The 26,320-nt window shown below is 63.1% G+C and carries 24 protein-coding genes and 2 pseudogenes; 16 read left to right on the top strand and 10 right to left on the bottom strand.

What is annotated here, in order from left to right:
* Window positions 1-219 (top strand): annotated as a pseudogene (locus tag ACY3GB_RS22620) (oxalate/formate antiport family MFS transporter); the annotation flags it as partial.
* A 439-nt stretch (window positions 220-658) separates the two neighbouring features.
* Here the strand turns inward: ACY3GB_RS22620 and ACY3GB_RS22615 are convergent.
* On the bottom strand, window positions 659-1,108 hold the full coding sequence (locus ACY3GB_RS22615; protein WP_463090721.1) for a YaiI/YqxD family protein: 450 nt from the start codon (window positions 1,106-1,108) through the stop codon (window positions 659-661).
* An 87-nt stretch (window positions 1,109-1,195) separates the two neighbouring features.
* Here ACY3GB_RS22615 and ACY3GB_RS22610 point away from each other — a divergent pair, with 87 nt between their 5' ends.
* The 13 genes and pseudogenes from ACY3GB_RS22610 to ACY3GB_RS22550 form a co-directional block, all read left to right on the top strand.
* A complete protein-coding gene (locus ACY3GB_RS22610; protein ID WP_463090720.1) occupies window positions 1,196-1,684 on the top strand; it encodes an NUDIX hydrolase in 489 nt (162 codons plus the stop codon).
* Between the two features lie 120 nt (window positions 1,685-1,804).
* On the top strand, window positions 1,805-2,974 hold the full coding sequence (locus tag ACY3GB_RS22605) for an isovaleryl-CoA dehydrogenase (protein ID WP_463090719.1): 1,170 nt from the start codon (window positions 1,805-1,807) through the stop codon (window positions 2,972-2,974).
* Window positions 2,975-3,113: 139 nt separating this feature from the next.
* Window positions 3,114-3,458, top strand: coding sequence for a nuclear transport factor 2 family protein (locus ACY3GB_RS22600; protein ID WP_463090718.1), 345 nt, complete (start codon window positions 3,114-3,116; stop codon window positions 3,456-3,458).
* 13 nt (window positions 3,459-3,471) lie between these two features.
* Window positions 3,472-5,070, top strand: coding sequence for a carboxyl transferase domain-containing protein (locus tag ACY3GB_RS22595; protein WP_463090717.1), 1,599 nt, complete (start codon window positions 3,472-3,474; stop codon window positions 5,068-5,070).
* Window positions 5,071-5,080: 10 nt separating this feature from the next.
* Window positions 5,081-5,869, top strand: coding sequence for an enoyl-CoA hydratase/isomerase family protein (locus tag ACY3GB_RS22590; RefSeq protein ID WP_463090716.1), 789 nt, complete (start codon window positions 5,081-5,083; stop codon window positions 5,867-5,869).
* A 13-nt stretch (window positions 5,870-5,882) separates the two neighbouring features.
* The gene (locus tag ACY3GB_RS22585; RefSeq protein WP_463090715.1) at window positions 5,883-6,014 is read left to right on the top strand and encodes a hypothetical protein; all 132 of its coding nucleotides are present in this window, start codon (window positions 5,883-5,885) and stop codon (window positions 6,012-6,014) included.
* Window positions 6,004-7,959, top strand: coding sequence for an acetyl/propionyl/methylcrotonyl-CoA carboxylase subunit alpha (locus ACY3GB_RS22580; RefSeq protein ID WP_463090714.1), 1,956 nt, complete (start codon window positions 6,004-6,006; stop codon window positions 7,957-7,959). Before ACY3GB_RS22585 ends, ACY3GB_RS22580 begins: the two co-directional genes overlap by 11 nt.
* A gap of 34 nt (window positions 7,960-7,993) precedes the next feature.
* Window positions 7,994-8,476, top strand: a complete 483-nt coding sequence (locus ACY3GB_RS22575; protein ID WP_463090713.1) for a tetratricopeptide repeat protein — start codon at window positions 7,994-7,996, stop codon at window positions 8,474-8,476.
* Between the two features lie 10 nt (window positions 8,477-8,486).
* Window positions 8,487-8,996 (top strand): GyrI-like domain-containing protein, encoded by a 510-nt coding sequence (locus ACY3GB_RS22570; protein WP_463090712.1) that lies wholly within the window; start codon window positions 8,487-8,489, stop codon window positions 8,994-8,996.
* A gap of 9 nt (window positions 8,997-9,005) precedes the next feature.
* A complete protein-coding gene (locus tag ACY3GB_RS22565) occupies window positions 9,006-9,899 on the top strand; it encodes a hydroxymethylglutaryl-CoA lyase (RefSeq protein ID WP_463090711.1) in 894 nt (297 codons plus the stop codon).
* Window positions 9,900-9,963: 64 nt separating this feature from the next.
* Complete coding sequence (locus ACY3GB_RS22560) at window positions 9,964-11,925, top strand: acetoacetate--CoA ligase (RefSeq protein WP_463090710.1); 1,962 nt, start codon at window positions 9,964-9,966, stop codon at window positions 11,923-11,925.
* A gap of 289 nt (window positions 11,926-12,214) precedes the next feature.
* Window positions 12,215-13,057 (top strand): HDOD domain-containing protein, encoded by an 843-nt coding sequence (locus ACY3GB_RS22555; RefSeq protein WP_463090709.1) that lies wholly within the window; start codon window positions 12,215-12,217, stop codon window positions 13,055-13,057.
* 139 nt (window positions 13,058-13,196) lie between these two features.
* Window positions 13,197-13,626 (top strand): annotated as a pseudogene (locus tag ACY3GB_RS22550) (transposase); the annotation flags it as partial.
* A 106-nt stretch (window positions 13,627-13,732) separates the two neighbouring features.
* Here the strand turns inward: ACY3GB_RS22550 and ACY3GB_RS22545 are convergent.
* The 4 genes from ACY3GB_RS22545 to ACY3GB_RS22530 all read right to left on the bottom strand — a co-directional run bounded on the left by ACY3GB_RS22545 (window position 13,733) and on the right by ACY3GB_RS22530 (window position 17,470).
* On the bottom strand, window positions 13,733-14,194 hold the full coding sequence (locus tag ACY3GB_RS22545; protein ID WP_463090708.1) for a hypothetical protein: 462 nt from the start codon (window positions 14,192-14,194) through the stop codon (window positions 13,733-13,735).
* A 97-nt stretch (window positions 14,195-14,291) separates the two neighbouring features.
* Window positions 14,292-15,182 carry a DMT family transporter gene (locus ACY3GB_RS22540; protein ID WP_463090707.1) on the bottom strand — a complete coding sequence of 297 codons (891 nt, stop codon included), beginning with the start codon at window positions 15,180-15,182 and terminating at the stop codon, window positions 14,292-14,294.
* A gap of 1 nt (window position 15,183) precedes the next feature.
* Entirely contained in the window at window positions 15,184-15,924 is a 741-nt protein-coding gene (locus tag ACY3GB_RS22535; RefSeq protein ID WP_463090706.1) for a PAS domain-containing protein, read from the bottom strand.
* Window positions 15,925-16,501: 577 nt separating this feature from the next.
* Entirely contained in the window at window positions 16,502-17,470 is a 969-nt protein-coding gene (locus ACY3GB_RS22530) for an NAD-dependent epimerase/dehydratase family protein (RefSeq protein ID WP_463090705.1), read from the bottom strand.
* Window positions 17,471-17,566: 96 nt separating this feature from the next.
* Between ACY3GB_RS22530 and ACY3GB_RS22525 the strand changes: the two genes are divergently transcribed.
* Entirely contained in the window at window positions 17,567-18,469 is a 903-nt protein-coding gene (locus tag ACY3GB_RS22525) for a LysR family transcriptional regulator (RefSeq protein ID WP_463090704.1), read from the top strand.
* Between the two features lie 76 nt (window positions 18,470-18,545).
* On the opposite strand, the gene ACY3GB_RS22520 is transcribed toward ACY3GB_RS22525, so the two are convergent.
* The 4 genes from ACY3GB_RS22520 to ACY3GB_RS22505 all read right to left on the bottom strand — a co-directional run bounded on the left by ACY3GB_RS22520 (window position 18,546) and on the right by ACY3GB_RS22505 (window position 23,381).
* A complete protein-coding gene (locus ACY3GB_RS22520) occupies window positions 18,546-20,195 on the bottom strand; it encodes an ArnT family glycosyltransferase (protein WP_463090703.1) in 1,650 nt (549 codons plus the stop codon).
* Window positions 20,196-20,310: 115 nt separating this feature from the next.
* On the bottom strand, window positions 20,311-20,526 hold the full coding sequence (gene rpmE / locus ACY3GB_RS22515; protein ID WP_021478681.1) for a 50S ribosomal protein L31: 216 nt from the start codon (window positions 20,524-20,526) through the stop codon (window positions 20,311-20,313).
* A gap of 108 nt (window positions 20,527-20,634) precedes the next feature.
* Complete coding sequence (gene cysS, locus ACY3GB_RS22510) at window positions 20,635-22,008, bottom strand: cysteine--tRNA ligase (protein WP_463090702.1); 1,374 nt, start codon at window positions 22,006-22,008, stop codon at window positions 20,635-20,637.
* Window positions 22,009-22,163: 155 nt separating this feature from the next.
* The gene (locus tag ACY3GB_RS22505) at window positions 22,164-23,381 is read right to left on the bottom strand and encodes a 6-phosphofructokinase (protein ID WP_463090701.1); all 1,218 of its coding nucleotides are present in this window, start codon (window positions 23,379-23,381) and stop codon (window positions 22,164-22,166) included.
* 281 nt (window positions 23,382-23,662) lie between these two features.
* On the opposite strand from ACY3GB_RS22505, the gene ACY3GB_RS22500 reads away from it, so the two are divergent.
* Window positions 23,663-24,511 carry a hypothetical protein gene (locus tag ACY3GB_RS22500; RefSeq protein WP_463090700.1) on the top strand — a complete coding sequence of 283 codons (849 nt, stop codon included), beginning with the start codon at window positions 23,663-23,665 and terminating at the stop codon, window positions 24,509-24,511.
* A gap of 67 nt (window positions 24,512-24,578) precedes the next feature.
* Here ACY3GB_RS22500 and ushA read toward each other — a convergent pair whose 3' ends face one another.
* Window positions 24,579-26,234, bottom strand: coding sequence for a bifunctional UDP-sugar hydrolase/5'-nucleotidase UshA (ushA, locus tag ACY3GB_RS22495; protein ID WP_463090699.1), 1,656 nt, complete (start codon window positions 26,232-26,234; stop codon window positions 24,579-24,581).
* Window positions 26,235-26,320 lie beyond the last annotated feature (86 nt).

The raw sequence follows: 26,320 nt of genomic DNA, 5'->3' as shown, positions 1-26,320 counted from the left end.
CTGACCAAGAACTACGGCGTGATCTATCTGGGCTTCGGCATCGGCAGCATCGTCGGCTCCATCGTCGCCTCGCTGTTCGGCGGCTTCCTCGCCACCTTCCACCTGATCCTGGCGCTGTTGATCGTCGCCCTGCTGTTCTCGCTGACCATCCGCCAGCCCGGCGCGGCCCAGGCCAAGAAAGAAGACTTCGACGCCGAACCGCAGCTGGGCAAGGCCTGAGCCCCTTCCCTTCCAGATAAGACAAAGCCCCCGGATTCGGGGGCTTTTCGTTTGCCCAGTACCTTGGAAGCTATACGCGATCTTTTACACAGCGTTTTACCACTTGATCAGATAAAAACCGCGTATCCGACTCGCCCCCATCCCTTCAAGCCTGTCGACGGGCGGTAGGCCCGAGGGTTTAAGCGGCTGCCTGTTTGAGCGCCGCGACGTTAGCGCGGCGCGAGTTCAGCCGCGCCTCGGGACTGACGGGAACCGGCGAGAAGCCGAAGGCCAGGCTTGCAGGGCGGCCTTGAGGGTGAAGGGAGATTTGGCCGCACAAATCGCCCTTCCCGTTCACCGGGCGGAACCGGCCCAAAATCATCATTCGCGCAGCGAACTCAAACAAGTTTTTAAAACTGGCGAGAAGAGCAGTAAAAGGCAGCCACTCGCAAGCGCTGGTTCAAACCCGCCTCTTCGCCAGCCAGATGTCCAACTGGCGGGCAAAGGCCTGCCGGTCCGCCTGGCTCAAGGGCGGCGGCCCCTCGGTCTGCACGCCGCTGGCCCGCAGCGTATCCATGAAGTCGCGCATCGTCAGTTGGGCGGCGATGGTCTCTTTGGAGAAGGCCTCGCCGCGCCAGTTCAGCGCCTGCGCGCCCTTGGCCAATACCTCGGACGCGAGCGGAATGTCGCCGGTGATCAACAAGTCATTAGGCTCGATGCGGCGGGCGATCTCGTTGTCGGCCACGTCGAAGCCCTTGGGCACCTGCAGCGCGCGGATATTCGGCGCCTTCGGCACCATCAGCAGCTGGTTGGCGACCAACACCAGCTCCACGCCGGTGCGCTGCGCCGCGCGGAACAACACTTCCCTGATCACCTTGGGACAGGCGTCGGCGTCTACCCAGATCGTCATCGCGTTTCTTTCTTCATTTACATAGCCGGCCATGATACCCGCCCTTGTCGATGACGGGAGAAAGCGCTATGCTGCGCGCCCGCCAAAATGCCAAGGAGATATCGCATTATCAGCGTCGACATAGCCGGCACCCGCTTCAATCTGCGCGCCGGCGCCATCATCGAGCATGAGGGCAAGGTCTTGCTGCACCGCCTGATCCGCGACGATTTCTGGACCCTGCCCGGCGGCCGTGTAGACCCCAACGAGGAAGCGCCCAAGACGGTGGAACGGGAAATGCTGGAGGAACTAGGCGAAACCGTGTCTTGCGGCGAGATGGTCATGCTGATAGAAAACTTCTTCACCGCTCGCGGCCAACGCAACCATGAGCTGGACCTGTATTTCCAGACCCATCTGGCCGCCGGCTCCGCGCTGCCGCAGCGCCCCGCGCCGTTCATCATGGAGGACGGCGGCGAACGTTTTGAATTCGACTGGTTCAGCCGCGAGCAGCTCAGCGAGCTGCGCATCTTGCCGCTGCCCATGAAAGACATGCTGATCAGCGAAGACCGCAGCCTTCGCCACGTCATCAACCGCGAATAAACGCCCGGCCGCCCGCTATGGCGGCCATCATATCGACATGTTGACGCTTACGTAAACGTAAGCGATGATGTGTTCATCAGGCGCCGCCAGCCGCGCCGCACGTTCAACGAGGAGAACCCCATGTACAGCAGCCTGCGCTTCGCCTTCGGCGAGACTTACGACCTCCTGCGCGAATCGGTGCGCGACTTCGCCGAACGCGAGATCGCTCCGCGCGCCGCCGCCATCGACCAGGACAATCTGTTCCCAGCCGATCTGTGGCGCAAGTTCGGCGAGCTGGGCTTGCTCGGCATCACCGTCAGCGAGCAGTACGGCGGCGTGGACATGGGCTACCTCGCCCACATGATCGCCATGGAAGAGATCAGCCGCGCCAGCGCCTCGGTGGGCCTGTCCTACGGCGCGCACTCCAATCTGTGCGTCAACCAGATCTACAAGAACGGCAACGACGCGCAGCGCGCGAAATACCTGCCCAAGCTGATCTCCGGCGAGCACGTCGGCGCGCTGGCGATGTCCGAGCCCAACGCCGGTTCCGACGTGGTCAGCATGAAGCTGAAGGCCGACAAGACCGACGGCGGCTACCTGCTGAACGGCAGCAAGATGTGGATCACCAACGGCGGCGACGCCGACACCCTGGTGGTCTACGCCAAGACCGACGTCAACGCCGGCCCCAAGGGCATCACCGCCTTCATCATTGAAAAGAGCTTTAGCGGCTTCTCCCACGGCAGCAAGCTGGACAAGCTGGGCATGCGCGGCTCCAACACCTACCCCATCTTCTTCGACAACTGTTTCGTGCCGGAAGAGAACGTGCTGGGCGGCGAAGGCAACGGCGTCAAGGTGCTAATGAGCGGCCTGGATTACGAGCGCTCGGTGCTGGCGGCCGGCCCCTTGGGCATCATGCAGGCCAGCCTGGACATCGTGGTGCCCTACCTGAACGACCGCAGCCAGTTCGGCCAACCGATAGGCGACTTCCAACTGATGCAGGGCAAGCTGGCCGACATGTACGTCAAGCTGTCCGCCAGCCGCGCCTACGTCTACGCTGTCGGCCAGGCGCTGGACCGCGGCGAGACCGGCCGCCAGACCCGCAAGGACGCCGCCGGCGCCATCCTGTACGCCGCCGAAAACGCCACCCAGCTGGCGCTGGATGCCATCCAGTGCCTGGGCGGCAACGGCTACATCAACGAATACGCCACCGGCCGCCTGCTGCGCGACGCCAAGCTGTACGAGATCGGCGCCGGCACCAGCGAGATCCGCCGTTGGCTGATCGGCCGCGAACTGATGGCCGAAACCCGTTAATCGCGGTGGATAAAATGCCTGATGCCGCGTTGCGCCGCCTGGCCGTACGATTTGTACTGTCTGCGGCGGCGCGCCTTGCCTCGGTCCCTTTCTCCACCACGCTCCGGCTTATCTCAGCAAAGCTAGAAGAAACCCGAACATGACCGCCGCCGAACGCATCGTCCAGGCCCAGCTGGACGCCTACAACGCCCGCGACCTGGACGCCTTCGCCGCCTGCTACGCCGAGGACGTCAAGGTCTACCGCCTGCCGTCGATGGCGCTGAGCCTGAATGGCCGCGCCGCGCTGGCCGACCACTACGCCAGCAAGCGCTTCAACCTGCCCAGGCTGCACGCCGCGCTGCTGCACCGCATCGTGCAAGGCAACCGCGTCATCGACCACGAGGACGTGACGCTGAACGGCGAAAACCGCATGCGCGCCGTCGCCATCTACGACGTCAACGCCGATGGCTTGATCGCGGCGGTGTGGTTCGTCGACGCCGAATGACAAGGTAAACAATATGCCCATTCTCGAATCCAAGCTGTCGCCGCGCGCCGCGGACTTCGTCGCCAACGCCGACAAGATGCGCGCGCTGGTGGATGATCTGAAACAGAAAGTCGCCCAGGCGGCTTTGGGCGGCGGCGAGAAAGCCCGCGCCAAGCACACCGCGCGCGGCAAGCTCTTGCCGCGCGAGCGCATCGACCTGCTGCTCGACCCCGGCGCGCCGTTCCTGGAGCTGTCCCAGCTGGCCGCCTACGGCATGTACGGCGGCGACGCGCCGGGCGCGGGGATGATCGCCGGCATCGGCCGCATTTCGGGCATCGACTGCCTGATCATCGCCAACGACGCCACGGTCAAGGGCGGCACCTATTACCCGATGACGGTGAAGAAGCATTTGCGCGCGCAGGAGATCGCCCGCGACAACCGCCTGCCCTGCGTCTACCTGGTGGACTCCGGCGGCGCCTTCCTGCCGCTGCAGGACGAAGTGTTCCCGGACAAGGAGCACTTCGGCCGCATCTTCTACAACCAGGCCAATCTGTCCGCCGCCGGCATCCCGCAGATCGCGGTGGTGATGGGCAGCTGCACCGCCGGCGGCGCCTATGTGCCGGCGATGAGCGACGAGACCGTCATCGTCAAGGAACAGGGCACCATCTTCCTCGGCGGCCCGCCCTTGGTGCGCGCCGCCACCGGCGAAGTGGTCAGCGCCGAAGAACTGGGCGGCGGCGATGTGCACGCCAAAGTTTCCGGCGTGGCCGACCACCTGGCCCAGAACGACGCCCACGCGCTGGCCATCGCCCGCCGCATCGTGTCCGACCTGAACTGGAAAAAACAGGGCGAGCTGGACCGCGCCGAACCCAAGCCGCCGCGCTACGCCGCGGAAGAAATCTACGGCGTGATTCCGGCCGATCCGAAAAAACCGTTCGACGTGCGCGAAATCATCGCCCGGCTGGTGGACGATTCGGACTTTGACGAATTCAAGCAAAACTACGGGACGACTTTGGTGACCGGCTTCGCCCGCCTGAATGGCTACCGCGTCGGCATCCTGGCCAATAACGGCATCCTGTTCTCCGAATCGGCGCTGAAAGGCGCGCACTTCGTCGAACTGTGCTGCCAGCGCGGCATCCCGCTGATCTTCCTGCAGAACATCACCGGCTTCATGGTGGGCAAGAAATACGAAAACGGCGGCATCGCCAAGGACGGCGCCAAGCTGGTCACCGCCGTGGCCTGCGCCAAGGTGCCCAAGTTCACCGTGCTGATAGGCGGCAGCTTCGGCGCCGGCAATTACGGCATGTGCGGCCGCGCCTACTCGCCGCGTTTCCTGTGGATGTGGCCGAACAGCCGCATCTCGGTGATGGGCGGCGAACAGGCCGCCGGCGTGCTGGCCCAGGTGAAGAAGGAACAGCTGGGCGACGCCTTCACGCCTGAGCAGGAAGAGGCGCTGAAAGCGCCGGTGCGCCAGCAATACGAGGAACAGGGCCACCCCTACTACGCCAGCGCCCGCTTGTGGGACGACGGCGTGATCGACCCGGCCCAGACCCGCGATGTGCTGGCGCTGGCGCTGGACGCAGCCCTGTCCGCGCCGATCGAACCCACCCGCTTCGGCGTGTTCCGGATGTAAGGAGCGCAAAATGAGCCACATCACGCTGCAAATCGAGCAAATCGGCAAGGTGGCCACGATTTGGCTGAACCGGCCGGAACTGCACAACGCGCTGAACGAGGTGCTGATCGCCGAGCTGACCGAGGCGATGCGCCAAATGAACCGCAAGCAGGACGTGCGCGTGATCGTGCTGGCCGGCCGCGGCAAAAGCTTCTGCGCCGGCGCGGATCTGGACTGGATGCGCCGCGCCGCCGGCTACAGCGAAGCCGAAAACCTGGCCGACGCGCAAAAGCTGGCGGCAATGCTGAAGAGCGTCTACCGCAGCGCCAAGCCGGTGATCGCCCGCATCCACGGCGCCGCGATGGCCGGCGGCACCGGCCTGGCGGCGGTATGCGACATCGCCATCGCCACCGACGCCGCCAAGTTCGCGCTGACCGAGGTGCGGCTGGGCCTGGTCCCCGCCACCATCGGCCCCTATGTCGCCGACGCCATCGGCCCGCGCCAGGCCCGGCGCTATTTCCTGTCCGCCGAACGCATCACCGCCGGCACCGCGCTGAAGCTGGGCCTGATCCACGAGCTGGTCAGCGAGGAGCTGCTGGACGAGCGGGTAGCCGAAATCGCCGAGGAATTGGCCAAGGGCGCGCCCGGCGCACTGCGCGAAGCCAAACTGCTGCTGGCCGAACTGCGCGAAGGCTCGCCATGGGACGACCAGCTGCTGGAACGCACCGCGGGCCGCATCGCCTCCATCCGCGCCGGCGACGAAGCCCGCGAGGGGCTGGCGTCGTTCTTCGAAAAGCGCGCGCCGAAGTGGCAGGAATAACAAGGATAACGCCATGTTCAACAAGATACTGATCGCCAACCGCGGCGACCAGCAGCCGCAAGGCTGCGCAGCTGCGAAGCAAAATCGCCTGCCGGCGCGCCTGCGCCGGGGCGGTTTCGCCGCGGGAGACCACCATGTTCAATAAGATACTGATCGCAAACCGCGGCGAAATCGCCTGCCGCGTCATCAAGACCGCCCGCGCCCTCGGCATCGCCACCGTCGCGGTTTATTCGGATGCCGACGCCGACGCCCGCTTCGTCAAGCTGGCCGATGAGGCTTACCGCCTTGGCCCCGCGCCGGCCGCCGAATCCTATCTGCGCGCCGACCTGATCCTGGCCATCGCCAAGCAAAGCGGCACCCAGGCGGTGCATCCCGGCTACGGTTTCCTGTCCGAGAACGAAGACTTCGCCGCCGCCTGCGAGGCCGCCGGCATCGCCTTCATCGGCCCACCGGCCTCCGCCATCGCCGCCATGGGCAGCAAGTCCGCCGCCAAGGCGCTGATGGAGAAAGCCGGCGTGCCGCTGGTGCCCGGTTACCACGGCGACGACCAGGACCCGGCGCTGCTGCAAAGCCAGGCCGACGCCATCGGCTACCCGGTTTTGATCAAAGCCAGCGCCGGCGGCGGCGGCAAGGGCATGCGCATTGTCGAGAAGAGCGAAGACTTCGCCGCCGCCCTCGCCTCCTGCCAGCGCGAGGCGCGCGCCAGCTTCGGCGACGACAAGGTGTTGGTCGAGAAATACCTGACCCGCCCGCGCCACGTTGAGATTCAAGTCTTCGCCGACACGCTGGGCGGCTGCGTTTACCTGTTCGAGCGCGACTGCTCGGTGCAGCGCCGCCACCAGAAAGTGCTGGAAGAAGCCCCGGCGCCCCATCTGCCGCAGGCCACCCGCGAAGCGATGGGCCAGGCGGCGGTGGCCGCCGCGCGCGCGGTCGGCTATGTCGGCGCCGGCACAGTCGAGTTCATCATGGATGTGGACACCGGCCAGTTCTACTTCATGGAGATGAATACCCGGCTGCAGGTGGAACACCCGGTGACCGAGATGATCACCGGCCAGGACCTGGTGGCCTGGCAGCTGGCGGTGGCCGCCGGCGGCGCGCTGCCGCTGGCTCAGGAACAACTGGCGATCCGCGGCCACGCCATCGAGGCGCGCATCTACGCCGAAGACCCGGACAAGGGTTTCCTGCCGTCCACCGGCACGCTGGCCCACCTGGCGACGCCGGCCGAGTCCGCCAATGTGCGCATCGACACCGGCGTCGAGCAAGGCGACGCCATCTCGCCGTTCTACGACCCGATGATCGCCAAGCTGATCGTCTGGGGCGAGACCCGCGAGGCGGCGCTCAGGCAGATGGACGCCGCGCTGGCGCAGTACCAGATCGTCGGCCTGTCCAGCAATGTGTCCTTCCTGCGCCGCATCGTGAACCATCCCAGCTTCTCCAGCGGCCAGGTCGACACCGGCCTGATCGCCCGCCACCACGACGAACTGCTGCCGCCGCCCGCCGCGCCTACCGCCAGGCAACTGGCCTTGCTGGCGCTGGCCGAAGCTTTGGCGGATCAAGCACCCTATCCCGTACCCGCCGGCTGGCGGCTGAACGGGCAGCTGAGCCGCCGTTTCGCCTTCTTGCATGGCGAGAAAAGCTACAGCGCGGAACTGCGCCATCACGACGGCGGCTTCGCGGTGCGCATAGGCGCGGAAAGCTTCGCCGCCCGCGCCAGCTTCGTCGGCAATCAGCTGGAAGCGGTGCTCGACGGCGTCAAAATCAAGGCCGTCGTCGTCCGCCGCGGCGCGCAGCGCGCGCTGTTCGACAATGGCGAGCGGCTGGGCGTCGACTTCATCGACCCCTATGCCTACACCGAGCTGGGCGTGCATGGCGAAACCCATCTGAAAGCGCCGATGCCCGGCCGGGTGGTGGCGCTGCTGGCCGAAATCGGCGCGAAAGTCGCCAAGGGCTCTCCGCTGCTGATCCTGGAAGCGATGAAAATGGAGCACACCATCACCGCGCCGGGCGACGGCGTGGTGCAGGATTTCTATTTCTCCGCCGGCGAGCAAGTCAATGATGGTGACGAACTGGTCGACTTTGCCGCAGAATGACAAAATCATTTTTATGACTCTGTAAGGCAAGGACATGCACATCGCCCTGGAAAACATCCAGCAACTGCGCCAGCGCGGCGAACACGAAGCCGCGCGCAGCCAGGCGCAGGAGCTGTTGCGGCACCAGCCCCAGCATGCCGACCTGCACTACCTCGCCGCCTGCATTCACGACAGCCTGGGCCTGGAAGAGGAAGCCATCCCTCATTACCAGCAGGCGCTGGAGCTGGGACTGAGCGGCGAAACCGCGGCCGAGGCCTGGCTGGGCCTGGGCAGCAGCCATCGCGCGCTGGGCCGCTTCGACCAAGCCGAAGCCGCGCTGCGGGAAGGCTTGCGGCTGTTCCCGGAACACCACGCGCTGCGCGCCTTCCTGGCGATGGCGCTGTACAACCGCGGCCAGCACAAGGAAGCCACGCAAAGCCTGCTGGCGCTGCTGGCCGACGGCAGCGCCGACCACGGCATCCGCGCCTATCGCCGCGCCATCCGCTTCTACGCGGAAGACCTTGACCGCACTTGGTAACGAGACCGACATGGACCCCGTCATCATCAATCATCCCGGCCTGTCGCTGGCCGGCTACGGCATCCCCACCCGGCTGGAAAACGGCGACAACCTGCGCCAGATTCCCGCCTTCTGGAACGATTACGCCGAGCGGCTGCGCCAGCCGCTGCTGGACGCGCTGGGCAAACCGCACGCGCCGGAATACGGCGTCACCTGCGACTTCAATCCGCAAACCGGCGGCTTCCGCTACCTGATCGCGATGGAATGCCCGGCGGACGGCGCGCCGCCGCCGGACAGCGAGCGCCGAAACGTGGCGCCGGCCAAGTACGCGGTGTTCACCACGCCGCCGGCGGCCGACCACACCCGTTTCGGCGACGCCATCGTCGCCACCTGGCAGCACATCTACCAACATTGGCTGCCCGCGTCCTCCAAGTGGGAACATGCGCCGGGCGAATCTTTCGAGCGCTACGACGGCCGCAGCGCGCCCGGCCGGGACAGCCTGCAGATGGACATTTACATCCCCGTCCAGCCCAAGCGCTGAAGGAAAGCCATGCAAAGCGTCAAGATAGTGGAAGTGGGCCCGCGCGACGGACTGCAGAACGAAAAACAGCCGCTGAGCGCCGAAATCAAGCTGGAACTGATCCGCCGCCTGGCAGCAACCGGCCTGTCCGCGATCGAGGCCGGCGCCTTCGTATCGCCCAAATGGGTGCCGCAGATGGCCGGCAGCGCCGAGGTGCTGGCCGCGCTGGACGCGTCCGGCCCCATCGCCTACCCGGTGCTGGTGCCCAACGACAAGGGGCTGGACGCGGCGCTGGCGGCCGGCGCGCGCGAAATCGCCGTGTTCGGCGCAGCCAGCGAAAGCTTCAGCCAGAAAAACATCAACGCCAGCATCGCCGAAAGCCTGCAACGATTCGAAAGCGTCGCCCGCCGCGCGCTGGACGCCGGCGTCAAGGTGCGCGGCTACGTCTCCTGCGTGGTCGGCTGTCCGTACGAAGGCCGGATCGCGCCGCAAAAAGTGGCCGAGGTGTCCCGGGCGCTGGCAGATCTGGGCTGCTACGAAATCTCGCTGGGCGACACCATAGGCGTGGGCACCCCGGCCTCGGTGCGCGAGATGCTGGACGCGGTGCTGGACGCCGTGCCGGCCAAGCAGCTGGCCGGCCATTTCCACGATACCTACGGCATGGCCGTCGCCAACATCCGCGCCGCGCTGGACATCGGCCTGCGCGTGTTCGACGCCTCGGTGGCGGGATTGGGCGGCTGCCCCTACGCGCGCGGCGCGTCCGGCAACGTCGCCACCGAAGACGTGGCCTACCTGCTGGCGGGCGAGGGCTACCACACCGGCATCGATCTCACTAAACTGGTGGATGTCGCCTGGTTCATCGCCGACGCGCTGGGCAAGCCCCCCGCCTCCAAGCTGGCGCACGCGCTCGGCCGCCAGGGCTGAAACCATACCGGCGGGTCCGCTCCCCCAAAGCAAAACAAACAGGCGGGCCGCCACAGGAGAAACCATGCAAGCACGCGTTACCCCGATCTGGACGCCGTCCGCCGAGCGGCTGTCCGGCTGCCATCTCACCGCCTTCGCCCGCCTGGCCGAAACCGTCTGGGGCAAGGAACTGCCCGATTACCACCGCCTGTGGCGCGCCAGCGTGGAAGACCCCGGCCGCTTCTGGTCGCTGGTATGGGATTACTGCGGCGTGATCGGCGACAAGGGTTCGGTCGCGCTGGAGAACGGCGACGACATGCTGGCCGCCCGCTTCTTCCCCGAGGCGCGGCTCAATTTCGCCGAAAACCTGCTGCGCCGCGACGACGACTCGCTGGCCGTGGTGTTCCGCGGCGAAGACAAGATCGAGCAGAAACTGAGCTGGCATGAGCTGAACCAGCTGGTTTCCCGCCTGCAGCAGGCGATGCGCGCGGCCGGCATCCAGCAGGGCGACCGCGTCGCCGGCTTCATGCCCAATATGCCGGCCGCGCTGGCGGCGATGCTGGCCGCCAGCAGCCTGGGCGCGGTCTGGACCAGCGGCTCGCCCGACTTCGGCACCGACGGCGCGCTGGACCGCTTCGGCCAGACCGAGCCCAGAATCCTGTTCTGCCCGGACGGCTACTGGTACAACGGCAAGGCGGTGGACATCCGCGCCAAGATGATCCACCTGGCGGAGAAGCTGCCCAGCGTGGAGCGCTTCGTGGTGGTGCCCTACCTGGGCGACGGCGCGGACTTCGCCGCCGCCGTGCCGCGCGCGCAGACGCTGGACGCCTTCCTGGCCGGCTTCGACGCCCGCCCGGTGGAATACCTGCGCCTGCCGTTCAACCACCCGCTGTACATCTTGTATTCCAGCGGCACCACCGGCAAACCCAAGTGCATCGTCCACGGCGCCGGCGGCACGCTGCTGCAGCACCTGAAGGAACACCAGCTGCACGCCGACGTCCATCAGGGCGACCACCTGTTCTACTTCACCACCTGCGGCTGGATGATGTGGAACTGGCTGGTGAGCGGCCTCGCCTCAGGCGCGGCGCTGATGCTATTCGACGGCTCGCCGTTCGCCGATGACGGACGCGCGCTGTGGGACTACGCAGCCGAGCACGGCTTCACTCACTTCGGCACCTCGGCCAAGTACATCGACAGCCTGAAGAAGACGCCCCTCGTCCCCGCCCGCGACTGGCAGTTGCCCAAGCTGCGCAGCCTGTTCTCCACCGGCTCGCCGCTGGTGGCGGAAAGCTACGACTGGGTGTACGAGAACATCAAGTCCGACCTCAACCTGGCCTCCATCTCCGGCGGCACCGACATCGTCTCCTGCTTCGCGCTGGGCGCGCCGACGCTGCCGGTCTATCGCGGCGAGCTGCAATGCCGCGGCTTGGGCATGGCAGTGGACATCTACGACGAGCTGGGCCGCCCGCTGTACCGCGAAAAGGGCGAGCTGGTCTGCCTGAAGCCGTTCCCGTCGATGCCGATAGGCTTCTGGAACGACCCGGACGACGAAAAGTACCGCCAGGCTTACTTCGGCCGCTTCCCCAACATCTGGTGCCACGGCGACTACGCCGAAGTCACCCAGCACGATGGCGTGATCATCTACGGCCGCTCCGACGCGGTGCTCAATCCCGGCGGCGTGCGCATCGGCACCGCCGAAATCTACCGCCAGGTGGAAGCGTTCCCGGAAGTGCTGGAGAGCCTGGCCGTCGGCCAGGCCTGGCAAGACGACGAGCGCGTGGTGCTGTTCGTCAAGTTGCGCGAAGGCGTGCAGCTTGACGAAGACCTGGCCGGCCGCATCAAGACCCAGATCAAGAACGGCGCCAGCCCCCGCCACGTGCCCGCCCGCATCGTCGCGGTGGCCGACATCCCCCGCACAGTCAGCGGCAAGATCGTAGAACTGGCGGTGAAGAACGTGATCCACGGCCGTCCGGTCAGCAATGTCAGCGCGCTGGCCAATCCGGAAGCGCTGAAGCTGTTCGAGAACCTGAGCGAATTGGGCGAATAAACTCCCGCCGCGCATGCGCTTCAACAAACGAGGGCCGCCGCCCTCGTTTTTCTTTTCGCCGCGCGATCGGCAACAGCCCGGCCAAAACCCCTCCAAGGCGACAGCTTCATTCTGAAATCCGCCAGGCGGGGGCAATATCGGGATGTTTTCAAGCGCTGGAAGCCTGGAACTGAATTATTATGAATAGAAGGCTAAAGCGCTTGCCTGGCAGCGATGGATTCCGCGAATGCGGGCGGAATGCGCCGATCGCGCGAACAAAGCGAAGCGCAACGATTCACGGAGCGGAAAAATGTTGAGCCGGCACCAGCAAGGCTGGGGTGTTGAACAATGGGCGGCCTACCTGAAAGATAAGGACATTCCCGTTCTATCGGCGACGCGGGACATTTTCCAGTCGCTGAAATCCCAGGGAAAAGAGGCGCCTGAATTTTCGCCGCGGGAACTGGTGGAAATGGTTCACGACGATCCCTATCTGGCCGTCAAATTGCTGATAGAGGCCGAGCGGCACCGCTCCAGGCGGCTGGGCAAGGAAACCACCACCCAATTGGCCACCATACTTCAGTTGGGCAGCGATGAATTGTATTCGCTGATTTCCAGAAGCCCGGTGGTGAAGGTGGATCACCCCGGCTGGAAAGCGGCGGTTTCCACCGCCGTCATGGCGTCCAGCATCGCGCGGGCGTGGTCGAATCTCCGTTCCGACACCTCGCCCGAGGAAATCTCGCTGGCCACGCTGCTTTCCGAAACCGGAGATTTGCTGCTTTGGCATTTCGCGCCGGAATTGCCGACCGCGGCCATCGCGGAATTCGAATCCGGGCGCGCCAACCGAACCGGCCTGGCCCAGTTGAACACCGCCGGCTTCACCTTCCGGCAATTGACGCTGGCGCTGGCCGACATCTGGCAGTTGCCGCAGATGATCAGCCAGCTGATCCGGGGCGTCGACCGGCCACGCACCCATATCGCGCAAATCGCCATCGACTGCGCCCGCCACCTGATCCAGGATCCGGACAACCCGGCCCTGCCTTTCGACATCGACAATATCTCTCAGCACATACCAGGCGTCGCCAAGGAAAAACTGATCTCGGCCCTGCCGGTTTCCGATGAGCAAAAGGCGCATATTCTGGCAAGCCTGCAATGAGTATGGAAATTGGCCCTTCAGGCCTCCCGCGACTTTGTTGCAAAAATCCATGCTCGCCAAGGGTTGGTAAGCTAGTTGCATGACCAAGCTTGCTCCGAAACGGCACCGAACCACCAGCTGAAAAGCGTATAACCAAGCTCTGATCCAGCGTCCATATCGCTGGACACAAACATGACATGGCAAGCAAAACCGCGGGAAAAACGTGGTCGAGCGCCGCCCCACAGCAGTGCGGCCATTCAATTCAGTTTGACCATCAAGAACCTGCTCGGGCTAGCGTTGCGACAGGCCATCGGTTTTATTCACAGCTTGCTCAAGCTGACGGGCTTGAATTGGGACACCGCCCGATCAACAGCGCTCAGGCGAGTTGCATCTGCTAGTCGATAACATGGGCATCAACATGTTGGGCGAAGTCGAATGGGAAACCAAGAAACACGGCGCAGGATACGGACCATCGCCAGAGCGACGCTCAAGTATTGACTTCGCTATTTGCGCAGGTCCCATCCAATGAGCCGATAGCCTGCGCGAGGGGCTATGAGAGTTTCGATACCAAGGCATGCCATGAGGTGATTCAGCATGCTGAGCCGCCCATGTATCGTAGTTGTGGCATAAATCTGTTTGGGGAAAGGGTAAGCTTGTCCTGCCCAGGAGTTATGCAACGAAGTTACGACTAATCATTTACATCAACCACTTGGAGTCAAATTCAGAGCCTTGGAACTGAAAAGGCAAGTCCAACTCATCCTCAGTCGGCCAGCCAGGCGGATAGACAGGATAAGTAAGCCAAAAGCTAAGAGAGTCCCCATCAGGGGTCAAACTCCATTGATAAATACCACTTCCTGCGAAATAGCAGACCGGCTGGCCATGCAGCTTGCCAATAACTTGTAGACGCTGATAAAAATTAGGCGCAGATAACATCTCCAAGGGCGAGATGTTTTCTATAAAGGTCAAATGACGAACTCGCCTTTCAATGGAATCAAAGGCTGTAAAAGAAAGTTCTGGAGAATGCGGAATCCCGCTTTGCGCAAGTACCAGCAGCCGCTCCCACTCTGCTGGACTTAATTGATCTTGAATATGACCTGCTACAATCTGACAAAATTCTGGCTGGAAATTTTCCAATGATAATTTTTCCGCATCAGCCATATTCAACCTCCAACAAATCAAAGTTTTAATATGGCTATTGTAGCTCCCCCCTTTGTATTAAAAAGGGGGGAAAAACCACCTTATCAGCACAGCAAAGCTATGTTACCATTTCAGGTTTTTTCTTTTCACCCAACACGCTCAGACTCTGAGCGCTTGCATTAATAACGATACCCACAACAACGACGAGAGAAAACAAAACTCTCTCCGTTGTGATTGCCTCACCTAGTACAATATGAGAGAAGAATAATGCAAAACCAGGAACGAGTAAATAGCTAGGCGCACTCAAAACCAGCTGATTTTGACTTAACAACAAAGTCCAAAGACCATAACCAATCAATGTCGTCACATACCCTTGAAATGCGATAGCCATCCAAGCCTGCCGGTCAATCATGCCAATCGTGGATAAGATAGATTTTCCACTGGCAATATTAATCGCAAGCAACAAGACAGCAGAAACCAAACTTCCCCAGGACACAAATGCTAGTGGACGTTCAGTTCTAGAGAGTCTGACGGACAGGTTAGCAAAAGTCCAGCTAAATGCCGAACCCAGTACAAAAGCAATACCGGCAACATTGATTCCCCCTTCTTTTATCTTGGAAATGGAATAGATGCCAAACATCGCAATCAAACAGCCAATAATGTTGAACTTATTCCACCTCTCCTTTAATATCAAAATTCCGCCGGCTGCTGTAAACAATGAACCCGCCTGCATGATCACGGAGGAAATTCCCGCATCAATACCTGTCTTAAGACCTTTAAAAAATAGGAACAAACCTAAAGCGAACGCAAGCCCATACAGCAAGACATAAAGGAATTCATCTTTCTTGAGCCGTAAAAAAAGACACGCAGGCAGCGCCGCAAAAGTTACTCGAAGCATCGCCGTCTCGACGGGATCAATACGGATGGAGCTGATCTTGGCGGCAACATAGTTAAAGCCAAAGATGCCGGTAGAAAGAAGAACAACAAGTATGATTTTACTGAGCTTCATGTTATTCAACCAGCAAATTATAAGTCATGTGCTCTTTGAAGATCGCACGCGAAAGAAGAGACTGATAACCCATCTTCCTCGCCACATCAATCAAGTTTTGCTGATTCAAAGCACCAAACTTGTCCTTGAGTGACTCGACCCTATTTTCAATAGTACGGGTCGCAAGATCAAAAAGCCCTGCAATTCTCTTAACAGGGACGCCACGTAGTAATAGACATAGAACAGACAATTCACTTTCGCTAAGCGGAATCTTTATTTCTTTTTGCTCTTGCAGTTGAGCAAACGAAGCTGCAACCAGCTTTTCAAACTTAACCATAGGTTCTATACCACACAATATTTCACTCCAAAAAGTGGTATCGCAGGTCAAATCCTCACCAGCAAATAGAATTATCTGATCTTTATCGTTTATCAGGGCTGGAAACTTGCGAAACTTATAAGCTCTTGGATCACCACTACGATGAGGGTGGATACTACCCATTATGATTTTCTTTCTTTTATGCAAGACTATTTGATCTTGTTCAAACATTAACTTAGAGAGCACAGAAATACCATTTGGCATGTCTCCTGATTTTTTGCCAATTATCTCATCGCGCACTATTCCATGAAAATCGGCGTAACTCTCATTAACGTACAAGAAATTGTGATGCAGATCTTTGGCTCCCGCCATTTGACCAATACTCTCCAACTGATCAATAAAGGTTTCCAGCTCTAAAAAATTCCTGAACGAGTAGGGAGGGTGCATGGCTAACTCCACTTATTTGAAGTGTCAAAGTTAAAACAAACCGATTGCATACATTATGCATAATCAATTTGCCACAATCACACGACGAAGGCAATTTGACCATCAGCACAGTCTGCTACCTCACTCCAAAAATCTGTCGATGCTTCACAAAAACTGGCATAAAGATCAGGTTGTTTTGTACAAAACCCTTGAAACCCTCAGCAATCTTTGGAACAAATGCAAAGACACTCATTACAAAAGCAATATAAACATCCCGCACAAACCCATTTTAATCAATGTCAGAAAATGTTATCCACGCAATTAAATACACCTACATATCAATTTCAATACGCACAAAGCATTGCACAGATTACCAAATAAATGATGCAAAAAATCCAGATTAAATTCAGTCGACGCAAGCAAAATAGTGAGTACGAGAGAGTGCGGTTTCATCAGTAATAATTAAAAATCATCACGGCACTCGATCGCTATCCGGTCATTGACTGCTGGACAAGCCGATTCTCCTGCGCAGGAGATGTCTCTTGCTTCTCCAAACGGAAGCGGCGCCCGCCTTGGCAGGCGCCGCCTCGTCGCGCAATCACCCCGGCAGGCAGCCCAAGCCCTTCAGCGTGGCCTCCACCGCCTCGTCCAGCGGCGTCACCCGCTCCCGCCCCAGCACCCCCAGCAGCTTGCCGTTGTCCATACGCACCGGCTGGCGCCATAGGTAACGCATTTCCATCACTTCCCGCAGCGTGGCGTTGAACGGCGCGATCAGCCGGATCAGCCACCAGGGAAAGGCGTCCACCTTGGCATCGACCCCATGCTTCTGCAGCGCGCGGCGGATGGCCTGCGCTATCTGGGTGCCGTCCGCGTCCCAATAGCCGCCCAAATGGAAAGTGGCAAACGGCTCCAGCGATTCGCGCCGTGCCAAGAGCGCTACGATATTGCTCGCCACGTCCGGCAGGTATGACCACTGGTGGCCGATGCCGGGCATGGCCGGATTCTGGATGCGGCGGGTGATCTTACCGGGCTGGATCAGGCCCTGAGAGAACCAGTTGTTGCCGGCCTTGGGGCCGAAAAAATCGCCGGCGCGCACGATCAGCGCCCTGCCGCCGCCTGCCGCGTAAGCGCGCAGCCGGGCCTCCATCTCCACCCGGATCTTGCCCTTGCGTGTCAGCGGGCGCTGCGGAGAGTCCTCCCGGAGGATGGGCAAGGCGTCGGGCCCGTAGTTGTACACCGTACCGGGCAGCACGATGGCGGCGCCCTCCCGCTTCGCCGCGGCGATGGTGCTGTCCAGCATCGGCAGCACCAGCTCGGCCCAGCGCTTGTAGCCGGGAGGATTCACCGCATGGACGATCACCGCGCAGCCCTCGGCCGCCTTCGCCACATCGTCCGGCCGCATCGCGTCGCCCTTGACCCAGACGATGCCGTCGCGCGTCTGGACCGGTTGCTCCAGGCTGCGGACCAGGCCGCGCACGTCCCACCCCGCGTCGCGCAGCTGGCGGGCCAGTTCCCCGCCGATGCCGCCTGCCGCGCCCACCACTAGCGCCGTTTGTCGCTTCGTCATGATCTTGCTCCTTGCTTTGTCTTGGTGGAGTCATCTTATGACGGCGCGAATCAATACGGAATTGACTAAAACAGCATACATTCCATACATTTACGCATGGACACCACGATAGACTGGCAGCTGTACCGCTCCTTCCTCGCCGTGCTGCGGGAGGGATCGCTCTCCGCGGCGGCGCGCGCGCTGGGCCAGGCCCAGCCCACCCTCGGCCGCCATATCGACGCGCTGGAAGCCGCGCTGGGCATTCCGCTGTTCACCCGCTCCCAGGGCGGGCTGCTGCCGACGGACGCGGCCCGGGCGCTGCGCCCTCACGCGGAGGCGATGGCCAGCCACGCGGCGGCGCTGGAACGCATGGCCTCCAGCCAGGGGGATGCGGCGCGCGGCGTGGTGAGAATCACCTCCAGCGAAGTGGTGGGCGTGGAGGTGCTGCCGCCGATGCTGGCCGAGCTGCGCCGCCGCCATCCGGCGGTCACGATAGAGCTGGCGCTGAGCAACCGGGCGCAGGACCTGTTGCAGCGGGAAGCGGACATCGCCGTGCGCATGCTGGCGCCGCGGCAGGCGCAGTTGATCGCCCGCCCGGTCGGCGTCATCGAGATCGGCTTGTTCGCCGCGCCGGCGTATCTGGCAGAGCATGGCGAGCCCGCCTCCGTGGCAGATCTGAGCCAGCACAGCCTGATCGGCTTCGACCAGCCCAGCGCCTTCCAGAGGGAGGCCGCCAAACGGATGCCCGGCCTCGCGCGGGAAGGATTCTCCCTGCGCAGCGACAGCGACCTGGCGCAGCTGGCGCTGTTGCGGGCCGGCGCCGGCCTCGGCTTCTGCCAGCTGCCGCTGGCGCGGCGCGACGGCTTGCGGCGCATCCTGCCCGAACATTACGCGCTGCGCCTGGATACCTGGATCACCATGCATGAGGACCTGCGCCACAATCGCGCCTGCAAGGCCGTGTTCGACGCGCTGGTGGAGGGCATGGAGCGCTACGCCGGTCATCGGCCGAAATCCGAATAGCGCCCCGCCGCATGAAAAAAGCCGCCCCGGCGTGCGTCCGGAGCGGCTTTCATTTCAATGGCAGCGCTTATTTGGGCTATTTCGGCGGCGGCAAGCGTTGCAGCAGCGCGAAGGTCATGTTCTGCTCGCGCGGGCGATTGCCGGTCCACAACACCTGCCAGCCGGGCTCGGCCACGCCCTCCTCGCTGCTGCGCACCACCAGCCAGTAGTCGCACGGCGGCGTCTCTCCGGCCGGGAAGGACAACAGGTCGGTGCCGGCGTAGTAGCGCCAGCTGATCATGGCCAGGCTGTTGCGGCTCTCCGTCGCGATGCAGGTGGCGGTGGCCGGCAGCTTGCGCAGCATGCTGTTCACCACCGGGCGGTAACTCTTGGCCGCGTCGAACCAGGGCAGCCACAAGGTCATGCCCAAGCCCCACAACAGGGTCAGCCCGGCCGCCCAGTTGGTGATGGCCTGCCGTCCGCGCAAATGCGGCCGGGTCAGCGCCCACAGCCACACCAGGGTGGCGATCAGGCCGCCCGCGGCCTGCAGCCAGGACACATGCGGCTGGTAGAAGGGGCTGAAGTACTGGGCCCGCCCCGCCAACCCTTCCGGCCAGCCATAGTTCATCGCCGCCCAGCCCAGCCACACCAATAGGCCGAACAAGCCAAAGGTCATCAGCGCGAACCAGTTGAGGAAGGCGGCGGCGCCGCGGCGCAGATTGTCCAGCTCCACCGCGGCCAGCACCGCCAGCGGCAGCAGCAGCGGCATCGCGTCGGTGATGCTGGCGCGGTCGGACAGCGTCAGCAGCACCGCGATCATCAGCGTGAACAGCAGCGGCAGTTGCAGCTTGGGAGACTGCAGCTGGCGATTGCGGTACAGCGTCCACATGGCCAGCGGCCAAGCGGGGAAAGCGAACCACAAGACGTTCAGGCTGTAATAGCCGAAGTCGTGAAACAGCCTGACATGGCGAAAGCCGCTGGAGCCGCCCAGCGCGTAGCCGCCCCACCACTCGGCGTACACCGCCGGGTACAGACGCTGCAACAGCATCGGCCACACCAGGATGGCCGGCAGCGCCAGCAACAAGCCCAGCAACAGCGTGATCGCGTAATTCTTGCGCCGCCAGCCGCTGAAGGCCGGCAGCATCGCCGCCACCAGCCAGATCAGCATCAGGTCCACCAGGCTGCCGCCCAGAAAGGTCATCACGCTGGCGGCGCCCAAGAGCGCGCCGGCCAACCCCGGCGAACGCAGGGTCAGCGACAGCGCGTAGAAGGCGGCGGTAAGGCCGGCGAAGCTGGCGACGATGGGAGTCAGCTGATGGCCGGACTCCACCAGCCCGATGCAGCCTATCAGGATCATCACCACGCTGCGGCCGTGGCGGCGGCCGATCAGGTCGCGGCCCGCCATGCCGGCCAGCAGCAGCGACAGCGACATCAGCAGCGGCGTCGCCAGCCGCGCGGCGTCGTGCGCGGGCAGCAGCCAGGGCGAGAACAGCTTGATGCAGCCGGCCGCCAGCCAGTAATACAAGGGAGGATTGTCTAGATAGGGCGCGCCATTGAGCATGGGCAGCAGCCAATTGCCGCTGTCCAGCATGCCTTGGGCGATGGCCAGCACGAAGGGTTCGTCCGGCTTCCAGGGGTCGTGCCCGAGGATGCCGGGCCACAGCCAGATGAAACACAGCAGCAGCAGCACCCAGGGTTTTTCAGTCGGCTTGGCCAGCGTGCTGGCCTGAGCGGAATAAGTCAGCATCCCGTTGCCACCTTGTTGTTCCTAAGGATCTGATGATTATCCCACGCATGCGGCGCAGGCATGAAAAAAGGCAGCCGCGGGCTGCCTTTTTCGGGGTCCAGATACGGCAACGCGCTTAGCGCTTGAAGAAGCCGCCGAATTTCTGGTTGAACTTGTCCACGCGACCAGCGGTGTCCACGATCTTCTGCTTGCCGGTGTAGAACGGGTGGCAGTTGGAGCACACTTCGATCGAGAAAGCGTCTTTGCCCATGGTGGACTTGGTCACGAACTGGCTGCCGCAGGAGCAGGTAACGGACAGTTCTTTGTAGTTCGGGTGAATATCGGTTTTCATTTCTCTACCTTTCAAATCGGGTACAGGGGTTTTGCCTGTACTGCTTGCGAAACATCGCATTATCCGCCGTTTGGCCGCCGTTGACAAGCGCCAGCGGCCAACCTCGGATCAGGCGCGGCGCCAGGTCGTGCCGCCGGCGCCGTCTTCCAGCGCGATGCCCTTGGCGGTCAGCTCGTCGCGGATGCGATCAGACTCGGCCCAGTTCTTGGCGGCGCGCGCGTCCTTGCGCGCCTGGATCAGCGCTTCCACCTGCTCCGCCGACAGCTCGCCCTCGCCCACGCCGCCTTGCAGGAAGGCTTCCGGATCGCGCGCGAGCAAGCCCAGCACGCCGGCCAGATCCTTCAGCAGGCGGGCCTGCTGCGGATCGCGGCTCTTGTTCACTTCGCCGGCCAGCTCGAACAGCACCGCCACCGCTTCGGACGAGTTGAAATCGTCGTCCATCGCGGTCTTGAAGCGGGCGGCGTAGGCGTTGTTCCAGTCGATGCCATCGGACGCCGGCAGTTCGATGCCGCGCAGCGCGGTGTACAGGCGGGTCAGGCCGTGCTTGGCGTCATTCAGGATGCTGTCGGTGTAGTTGACCGGGCTGCGGTAGTGGCTGCGCACGATGAAGAAGCGGATCACCTCGCCGTCGAAGTGCTGCAGCACATCGCGGATGGTGAAGAAATTGCCCAGGCTTTTGGACATCTTCTCGCCATCGACATTGATGAAGCCGTTGTGCAGCCAGTAGTTGACGTACTGGTGGCCGTGCGCGCCCTCGGACTGGGCGATTTCGTTCTCGTGGTGGGGGAATTGCAAATCCTCGCCGCCGCCGTGGATGTCGAAATGCTCGCCCAGATGGTGGCAGCTCATCACCGAGCACTCGATGTGCCAGCCCGGACGGCCCTTGCCCCACGGGCTGTCCCAGGACGGCTCGCCCGGCTTGGCGGCCTTCCAAAGCACGAAGTCCAGCGGATCGCGCTTGTTCGGGTCCACTTCCACGCGTTCGCCGGCGCGCAGCTTGTCCAGCGTGCGGCCGGACAGCTTGCCGTAGCCTTCGAATTCGCGCACCGCGTAGTAGACGTCGCCATTGGCGGCCGGATAGGCCTTGCCGTTGGCGATCAGCGTTTCGATCATCGCGACCATGCCGCCCACGTGATGGGTGGCGCGCGGCTCGTGCGTCGGCGGCAGCAGACCCAGCGCGGCGGCGTCCTGACGCATGTCGGCGATGGTTTCCTCCACCAGCTGTTCCGGGGTGATGCCGCGCTCCAGCGCGCGCTTGATGATCTTGTCTTCGATGTCGGTGATGTTGCGCACGTAGTCGACTTGGTAGCCGGAAGCCTTCAGCCAGCGGTAGACCACGTCGAAGGCGGTCAGCATGCGCGCGTGCCCGATGTGACAGAGGTCGTAAACGGTCATGCCACAGACGTACATGCTCACTTTGCCGGGTTCGATGGGTTTGAACGCTTCCTTCTGGCGGGTCAGTGTGTTGTACAGGCTCAGCATGATCGAAAAAACCTATGGTTGATGATTCAAAGGGAAGAGATTGTAACAGAGCGGCGCCGGCTTCTGTCATTCGCGCCGCGACATTACGCGCTGAAACGCGCAAACGGCCGCCGCGCTCTGCGACGCGGCGGCCGTTTCTCGCCATCAATCGCGAATCAGACCCGCGGCCAGGCGATCGGGCGGTAATCCGGCAGACCGTCCTTGAACGGCGGGATGCGCTCGCCCTCCATCAGCGGCTTCACATAATCCAGGAAAGCCTGGGTGACGCTGAAACCGTCGGCGCCGATGAATTCCGGCGGCAGCCGCTTTTCCTTGTCCCCCACCGCCGACAGCGGCACTTCGGCCACATCCCAGCAATAGGGATGATCGTTCAGGCGCCTGATGCCGGCCATCAGCCCGGTTTTGCCGGCCAGCAGCCACTCCACCGCCTTCTCGCCCATCACGTAGGCCTGGCGGACGTCGGTGGCCGAGGCCAGATGGCCGCCGGCGCGCTGCAGGTAGTCCACCTGGGCCACGTGGGCGGAAATGCCGCGCTCGCGCAGGATCAGCTGGGCCAGCCAATGCCCGGCCCCGCCCAGCTGCTCATGGCCGTAGGTTTCGGATTTCTTGGCCTCGGCGACGAAGCGGCCGTCCGCGCCGGTGATGCCCTCGGCCACCGCGATCGCGCACTGGCCGTGCTTGGCCAGGCTGGCGTCCAGCGCGGCCAGGAAGCGCCCCTGGTCAAACGGCACCTCGGGCAGCAGCAACAGGTGCGGCGCCTCCTGCGGGCTGCGCGAGGACGCGGCGCAGGCGGCGGCCAGCCAGCCCGTATGGCGGCCCATGGTTTCCATGATGAACACTCGGCCCCAGCCCATGCTGGTCATGTCCAGCCCCACCTCGCGCATCGCGCTGGCCAGGAATTTGGCGGACGAGCCGTAGCCGGGGCTGTTGTCGGTGCCCATCAGGTCGTTGTCTATGGTCTTGGGAATGCCGATCACGCCCAGCTTGTAGCCGGTATGCTTTTCAAAATCCGCCAGCCGCTCGGCGCAGCCCAGCGAACCGTTGCCGCCATTGATCAACAGATAGCGGATGTCGTGCTTGGCCAGCACGTCGCGCAGGCGCAGCCAGTCCTCCGGCGCTTCCTCGAACGTGCCTATCATGCGGCGGCTGACGCCGAAGCTGCCGCCGGGCATGAAGGCGAGCTGGGCGATGGCGGTGTCGGACACGCTGTCGGTGTCGCACAGGCGATCATCCAGCAAACCGGCCAGGCCATCGTAGGCGGCATACAGGGAAAGTCCCAGACGGCGCGCGGTTTCAATCGCCCCCTGGGCGGAAGCGTTAAGAACGGCGGTGGGTCCGCCGGATTGCAGATATACAGCTCTTGGCTTGGTCATGATCGCAACCTGGATGAGAAACTGACGGAACAGGCGCGCCGTCGTCCGGACCGCGCCGATAACGCCACCACGATACCACTTGGGCGAAAGCCGCCTCAAGACCGATGACCGCGACAAAAAACGCTTCCTTGACCGGCGGCAAACCCGCTCGCCGGCGCGCCGGGGGAAAAGCGAGAAAGCATGCCCCGCCCTAACGATCAGTACTTTTTCACATTCAACGGCGGCAGGATGGCCGCGGCGCACGACACGCCATCCCGACACCCCTTTCCCCAGGAGGCTCCATGTCCAAACGACACGCCGCGCGTTTCCCGCGCGCCCTTCACGCCCTGATCCCCGCCGCGGCGCTGGCCATCGGCCTTGCCGGCCATGCGGCCGCCGCCGACAAATGGACCAGCCCTCAAGACGCGATCGGCCAGCTCTGGTCCGCCCGCATGCCGCTCGGCGCGAGCTGGACGCCGCAGCAATGCAGCAATTACAACGCATTGCCGGCGAACGTCCAGGCCGTAGTCCGAAATACCGGCTCCGGCCTGGTGGTGCCTCAGGTCAAGCAGGACCGCGCGGTGCTGACCAACGGCCTGAGGCAGATGGCTTCCTCGCTGCTGCAATACCAGCTGGCCACCGTCGCCGCCGGCCAGTTCTACCCTCCGCAAGTGGACGGCCCGTTCCTCATGAACGCCGCCTACTGGGCCGAATACGCCCGCTCGCCGCACGGCAACGAACGCAACCACCTGCCGGCAGTCGACATCGCCGGGCTGAATCTGAATCAATGCCCCAACCTGGACAACCTGGGACGGCAAGCCGCGATGGATCAGCTGAACCGCACCGCCGGCATCAGCAACAGCCTGCGCTGGCATTGCTACGCCAACCGCTTCCGCACGGTGGGCGGCGCGCAGATCCCTCTGACCGGTTACGTGGAGCTGACCCAGGCCGAATATGCTGACGACAATCAGTACGTCTACGCCGCAGCGGACGGCCGCGTCGTCTACGACTACGTCAACAGCCGCGTCTACTACACGGCCGCCCATTACAAGCAATGGAAAAAAAGCGACTTCGCGCCGGACCAGACCGGCGGCTACGGCTGCACGCCGGCCGGCAGCTGCTGCGACCCGTTCTTCGAAATCATAAGCTGAGCGCGCCTGCCGCAATAAAAACGGGCCGCCCCTGCATCGGGACGGCCCGCGCTTCCCCGAAAGGAACTTATTCCCGCGTCACCGCCCCGGCCGGCGCGTAGCGCTCGGCCCGGATCGGCGAATGCTTGGCCACGTAGTCCTTGAGCACCTCGGCGTCGACGAAGCCGGTGTTCACATAGCCCGGATGCTCGACCATCTTCGGGTAACCGTCGCCGCCGGCGGCGATGAAACTGTTGATCGCCACGCGGTAGCGCTTGGCCGGATCGATGGGCTTGCCGCCCGCCTCGGCCCGCTGCAGCTCGCCGCCGACGATGCGCAGCCTGACGCCGGCGAACTGGGCGAAGGCGCCCGCGCCCGGCGTCATCCGCGCCGCGGCCTTCAGATAATCCAGCGCCTCGGCTCCGCTCATGTCGACATAGGCCAGCGTGCTGCCGAACGGGAACACCTTGAGCACGTCCTTGTAGCTGACCACGCCGGCCGGCAGCGAGTCGCGGATGCCGCCGGAATTGATCACCGCGAAGTCGGCCTGGGTTCTGGCCATCATCGCCTCGCCGACGAACACGCCTAGATTGGTCGGCTGGCCGCGCACCACGGAACGATCGCCCTCCAGCTTGGCCGACAGCTCGCCCACCTTGACGCCCAGCTCGGCCTGGCCCTTGTCCTGATAGGCCTTGAGGAAGCTGCGCAGCTTGTTGTCTTCCGGGATCAGCTCGGTGTACGGCACCTTCTCGGTCTTGCCGTCGGCCGTCTTCACCGTCTTCACCGTCTTTTTCAGATTGACCGGAATCAGCTGGTACTTGGCCAGCTTGAGCTTGCCGTTGCGGAATTCGAAATCGGCGCGGCCGACGTATTTGCCCCACTCGTGCGCCTGCACGATCCAGGCGCCGTTCTGGCGGTCCGGCGCGCACGGCGCGCCCGGCACGTAGGCGTCGTCGCGGACGTTCTCGGCCTTCATGCATACCGGGTTCTGGCTATGGCCGCCGACGATCAGGTCCAGCCCCTTCACCGCGCGCGCCATTTCCACGTCGCCCGGCGCGTTGACGCCATGATTGCCGTCCGCGTAGTGGCCCATATGGGTGGCGGCGATGACGATGTCGGCCTGCTGGCGCAACTCCGGCACCAGGGCCGCGGCCTCGGCGATCGGGCTCTTGAACTCGATGCCCTTTATCTGCGCCGGATTCACCATCTTGGCGGTGTCGTCGGTGGTCAGGCCCATTACCGCCACCTTGACGCCGCCCAGGTTGAACATGGCGTAGGGATCGAACATCCGCTTGCCGTCCTGGTAGATATTGGCGGACAGCATGGGGAAATGGATCCATTTGCGCTGCTGCATCAGCACCGGCACCGGCTTGTCGAACTCGTGGTTGCCCACCGCCATCGCGTCGTAGCCGATGCGGTCCATGCCGCGGAAATCGGGCTCGGCGTTCTGCAGATCGGACTCCGGCACCCCGGTGTTGATGTCGCCGCCGGACAGCAGCAGCATGTAGCCGCCCTCGGCCTTCACCTCGGCGCGCACCTTGTCCACCACCGTCTTCTGCGCGGCGAGGCCGTATTCGCCGTCGGCGTTGGGCCAGAAGCGGCCGTGGTGGTCGTTGGTGTGCAGGATGGTGATCTTGTAGACCTTGCCGCTGTCGTAATTGCCCTTGCCCGGCGGCGTCGCGCAGGCGGACAGCAGGCCGGCGGCCAGCAAGGATGCGGCGATGGATTTGAGCTCGGTGCGCATTTTTTTCTCCTTATGAGCCGGGCTTCGCGCCCGAAAACCGTTTCCGCATGCAAAAATGGCGAACCCTGGGGCTCGCCATCCGGCAG

The sequence above is a fragment of the Chromobacterium sp. Ag138 genome (genome assembly GCF_055181315.1).
The sequence above is the reverse complement of the archived record's forward strand: the minus strand, read 5'-3'. Positions and strand labels throughout refer to the sequence as shown.

Coding starts and splice junctions, on each gene's coding strand:
- ACY3GB_RS22615 (WP_463090721.1), bottom strand. CDS start 1,108: ATGACGATCTGGGTAGACGCCGACGCCTGTCCCAAGGTGATCAGGGAA.
- ACY3GB_RS22610 (WP_463090720.1), top strand. CDS start 1,196: ATGCCAAGGAGATATCGCATTATCAGCGTCGACATAGCCGGCACCCGC.
- ACY3GB_RS22605 (WP_463090719.1), top strand. CDS start 1,805: ATGTACAGCAGCCTGCGCTTCGCCTTCGGCGAGACTTACGACCTCCTG.
- ACY3GB_RS22600 (WP_463090718.1), top strand. CDS start 3,114: ATGACCGCCGCCGAACGCATCGTCCAGGCCCAGCTGGACGCCTACAAC.
- ACY3GB_RS22595 (WP_463090717.1), top strand. CDS start 3,472: ATGCCCATTCTCGAATCCAAGCTGTCGCCGCGCGCCGCGGACTTCGTC.
- ACY3GB_RS22590 (WP_463090716.1), top strand. CDS start 5,081: ATGAGCCACATCACGCTGCAAATCGAGCAAATCGGCAAGGTGGCCACG.
- ACY3GB_RS22585 (WP_463090715.1), top strand. CDS start 5,883: ATGTTCAACAAGATACTGATCGCCAACCGCGGCGACCAGCAGCCGCAA.
- ACY3GB_RS22580 (WP_463090714.1), top strand. CDS start 6,004: ATGTTCAATAAGATACTGATCGCAAACCGCGGCGAAATCGCCTGCCGC.
- ACY3GB_RS22575 (WP_463090713.1), top strand. CDS start 7,994: ATGCACATCGCCCTGGAAAACATCCAGCAACTGCGCCAGCGCGGCGAA.
- ACY3GB_RS22570 (WP_463090712.1), top strand. CDS start 8,487: ATGGACCCCGTCATCATCAATCATCCCGGCCTGTCGCTGGCCGGCTAC.
- ACY3GB_RS22565 (WP_463090711.1), top strand. CDS start 9,006: ATGCAAAGCGTCAAGATAGTGGAAGTGGGCCCGCGCGACGGACTGCAG.
- ACY3GB_RS22560 (WP_463090710.1), top strand. CDS start 9,964: ATGCAAGCACGCGTTACCCCGATCTGGACGCCGTCCGCCGAGCGGCTG.
- ACY3GB_RS22555 (WP_463090709.1), top strand. CDS start 12,215: ATGTTGAGCCGGCACCAGCAAGGCTGGGGTGTTGAACAATGGGCGGCC.
- ACY3GB_RS22545 (WP_463090708.1), bottom strand. CDS start 14,194: ATGGCTGATGCGGAAAAATTATCATTGGAAAATTTCCAGCCAGAATTT.
- ACY3GB_RS22540 (WP_463090707.1), bottom strand. CDS start 15,182: ATGAAGCTCAGTAAAATCATACTTGTTGTTCTTCTTTCTACCGGCATC.
- ACY3GB_RS22535 (WP_463090706.1), bottom strand. CDS start 15,924: ATGCACCCTCCCTACTCGTTCAGGAATTTTTTAGAGCTGGAAACCTTT.
- ACY3GB_RS22530 (WP_463090705.1), bottom strand. CDS start 17,470: ATGACGAAGCGACAAACGGCGCTAGTGGTGGGCGCGGCAGGCGGCATC.
- ACY3GB_RS22525 (WP_463090704.1), top strand. CDS start 17,567: ATGGACACCACGATAGACTGGCAGCTGTACCGCTCCTTCCTCGCCGTG.
- ACY3GB_RS22520 (WP_463090703.1), bottom strand. CDS start 20,195: ATGCTGACTTATTCCGCTCAGGCCAGCACGCTGGCCAAGCCGACTGAA.
- rpmE (WP_021478681.1), bottom strand. CDS start 20,526: ATGAAAACCGATATTCACCCGAACTACAAAGAACTGTCCGTTACCTGC.
- cysS (WP_463090702.1), bottom strand. CDS start 22,008: ATGCTGAGCCTGTACAACACACTGACCCGCCAGAAGGAAGCGTTCAAA.
- ACY3GB_RS22505 (WP_463090701.1), bottom strand. CDS start 23,381: ATGACCAAGCCAAGAGCTGTATATCTGCAATCCGGCGGACCCACCGCC.
- ACY3GB_RS22500 (WP_463090700.1), top strand. CDS start 23,663: ATGTCCAAACGACACGCCGCGCGTTTCCCGCGCGCCCTTCACGCCCTG.
- ushA (WP_463090699.1), bottom strand. CDS start 26,234: ATGCGCACCGAGCTCAAATCCATCGCCGCATCCTTGCTGGCCGCCGGC.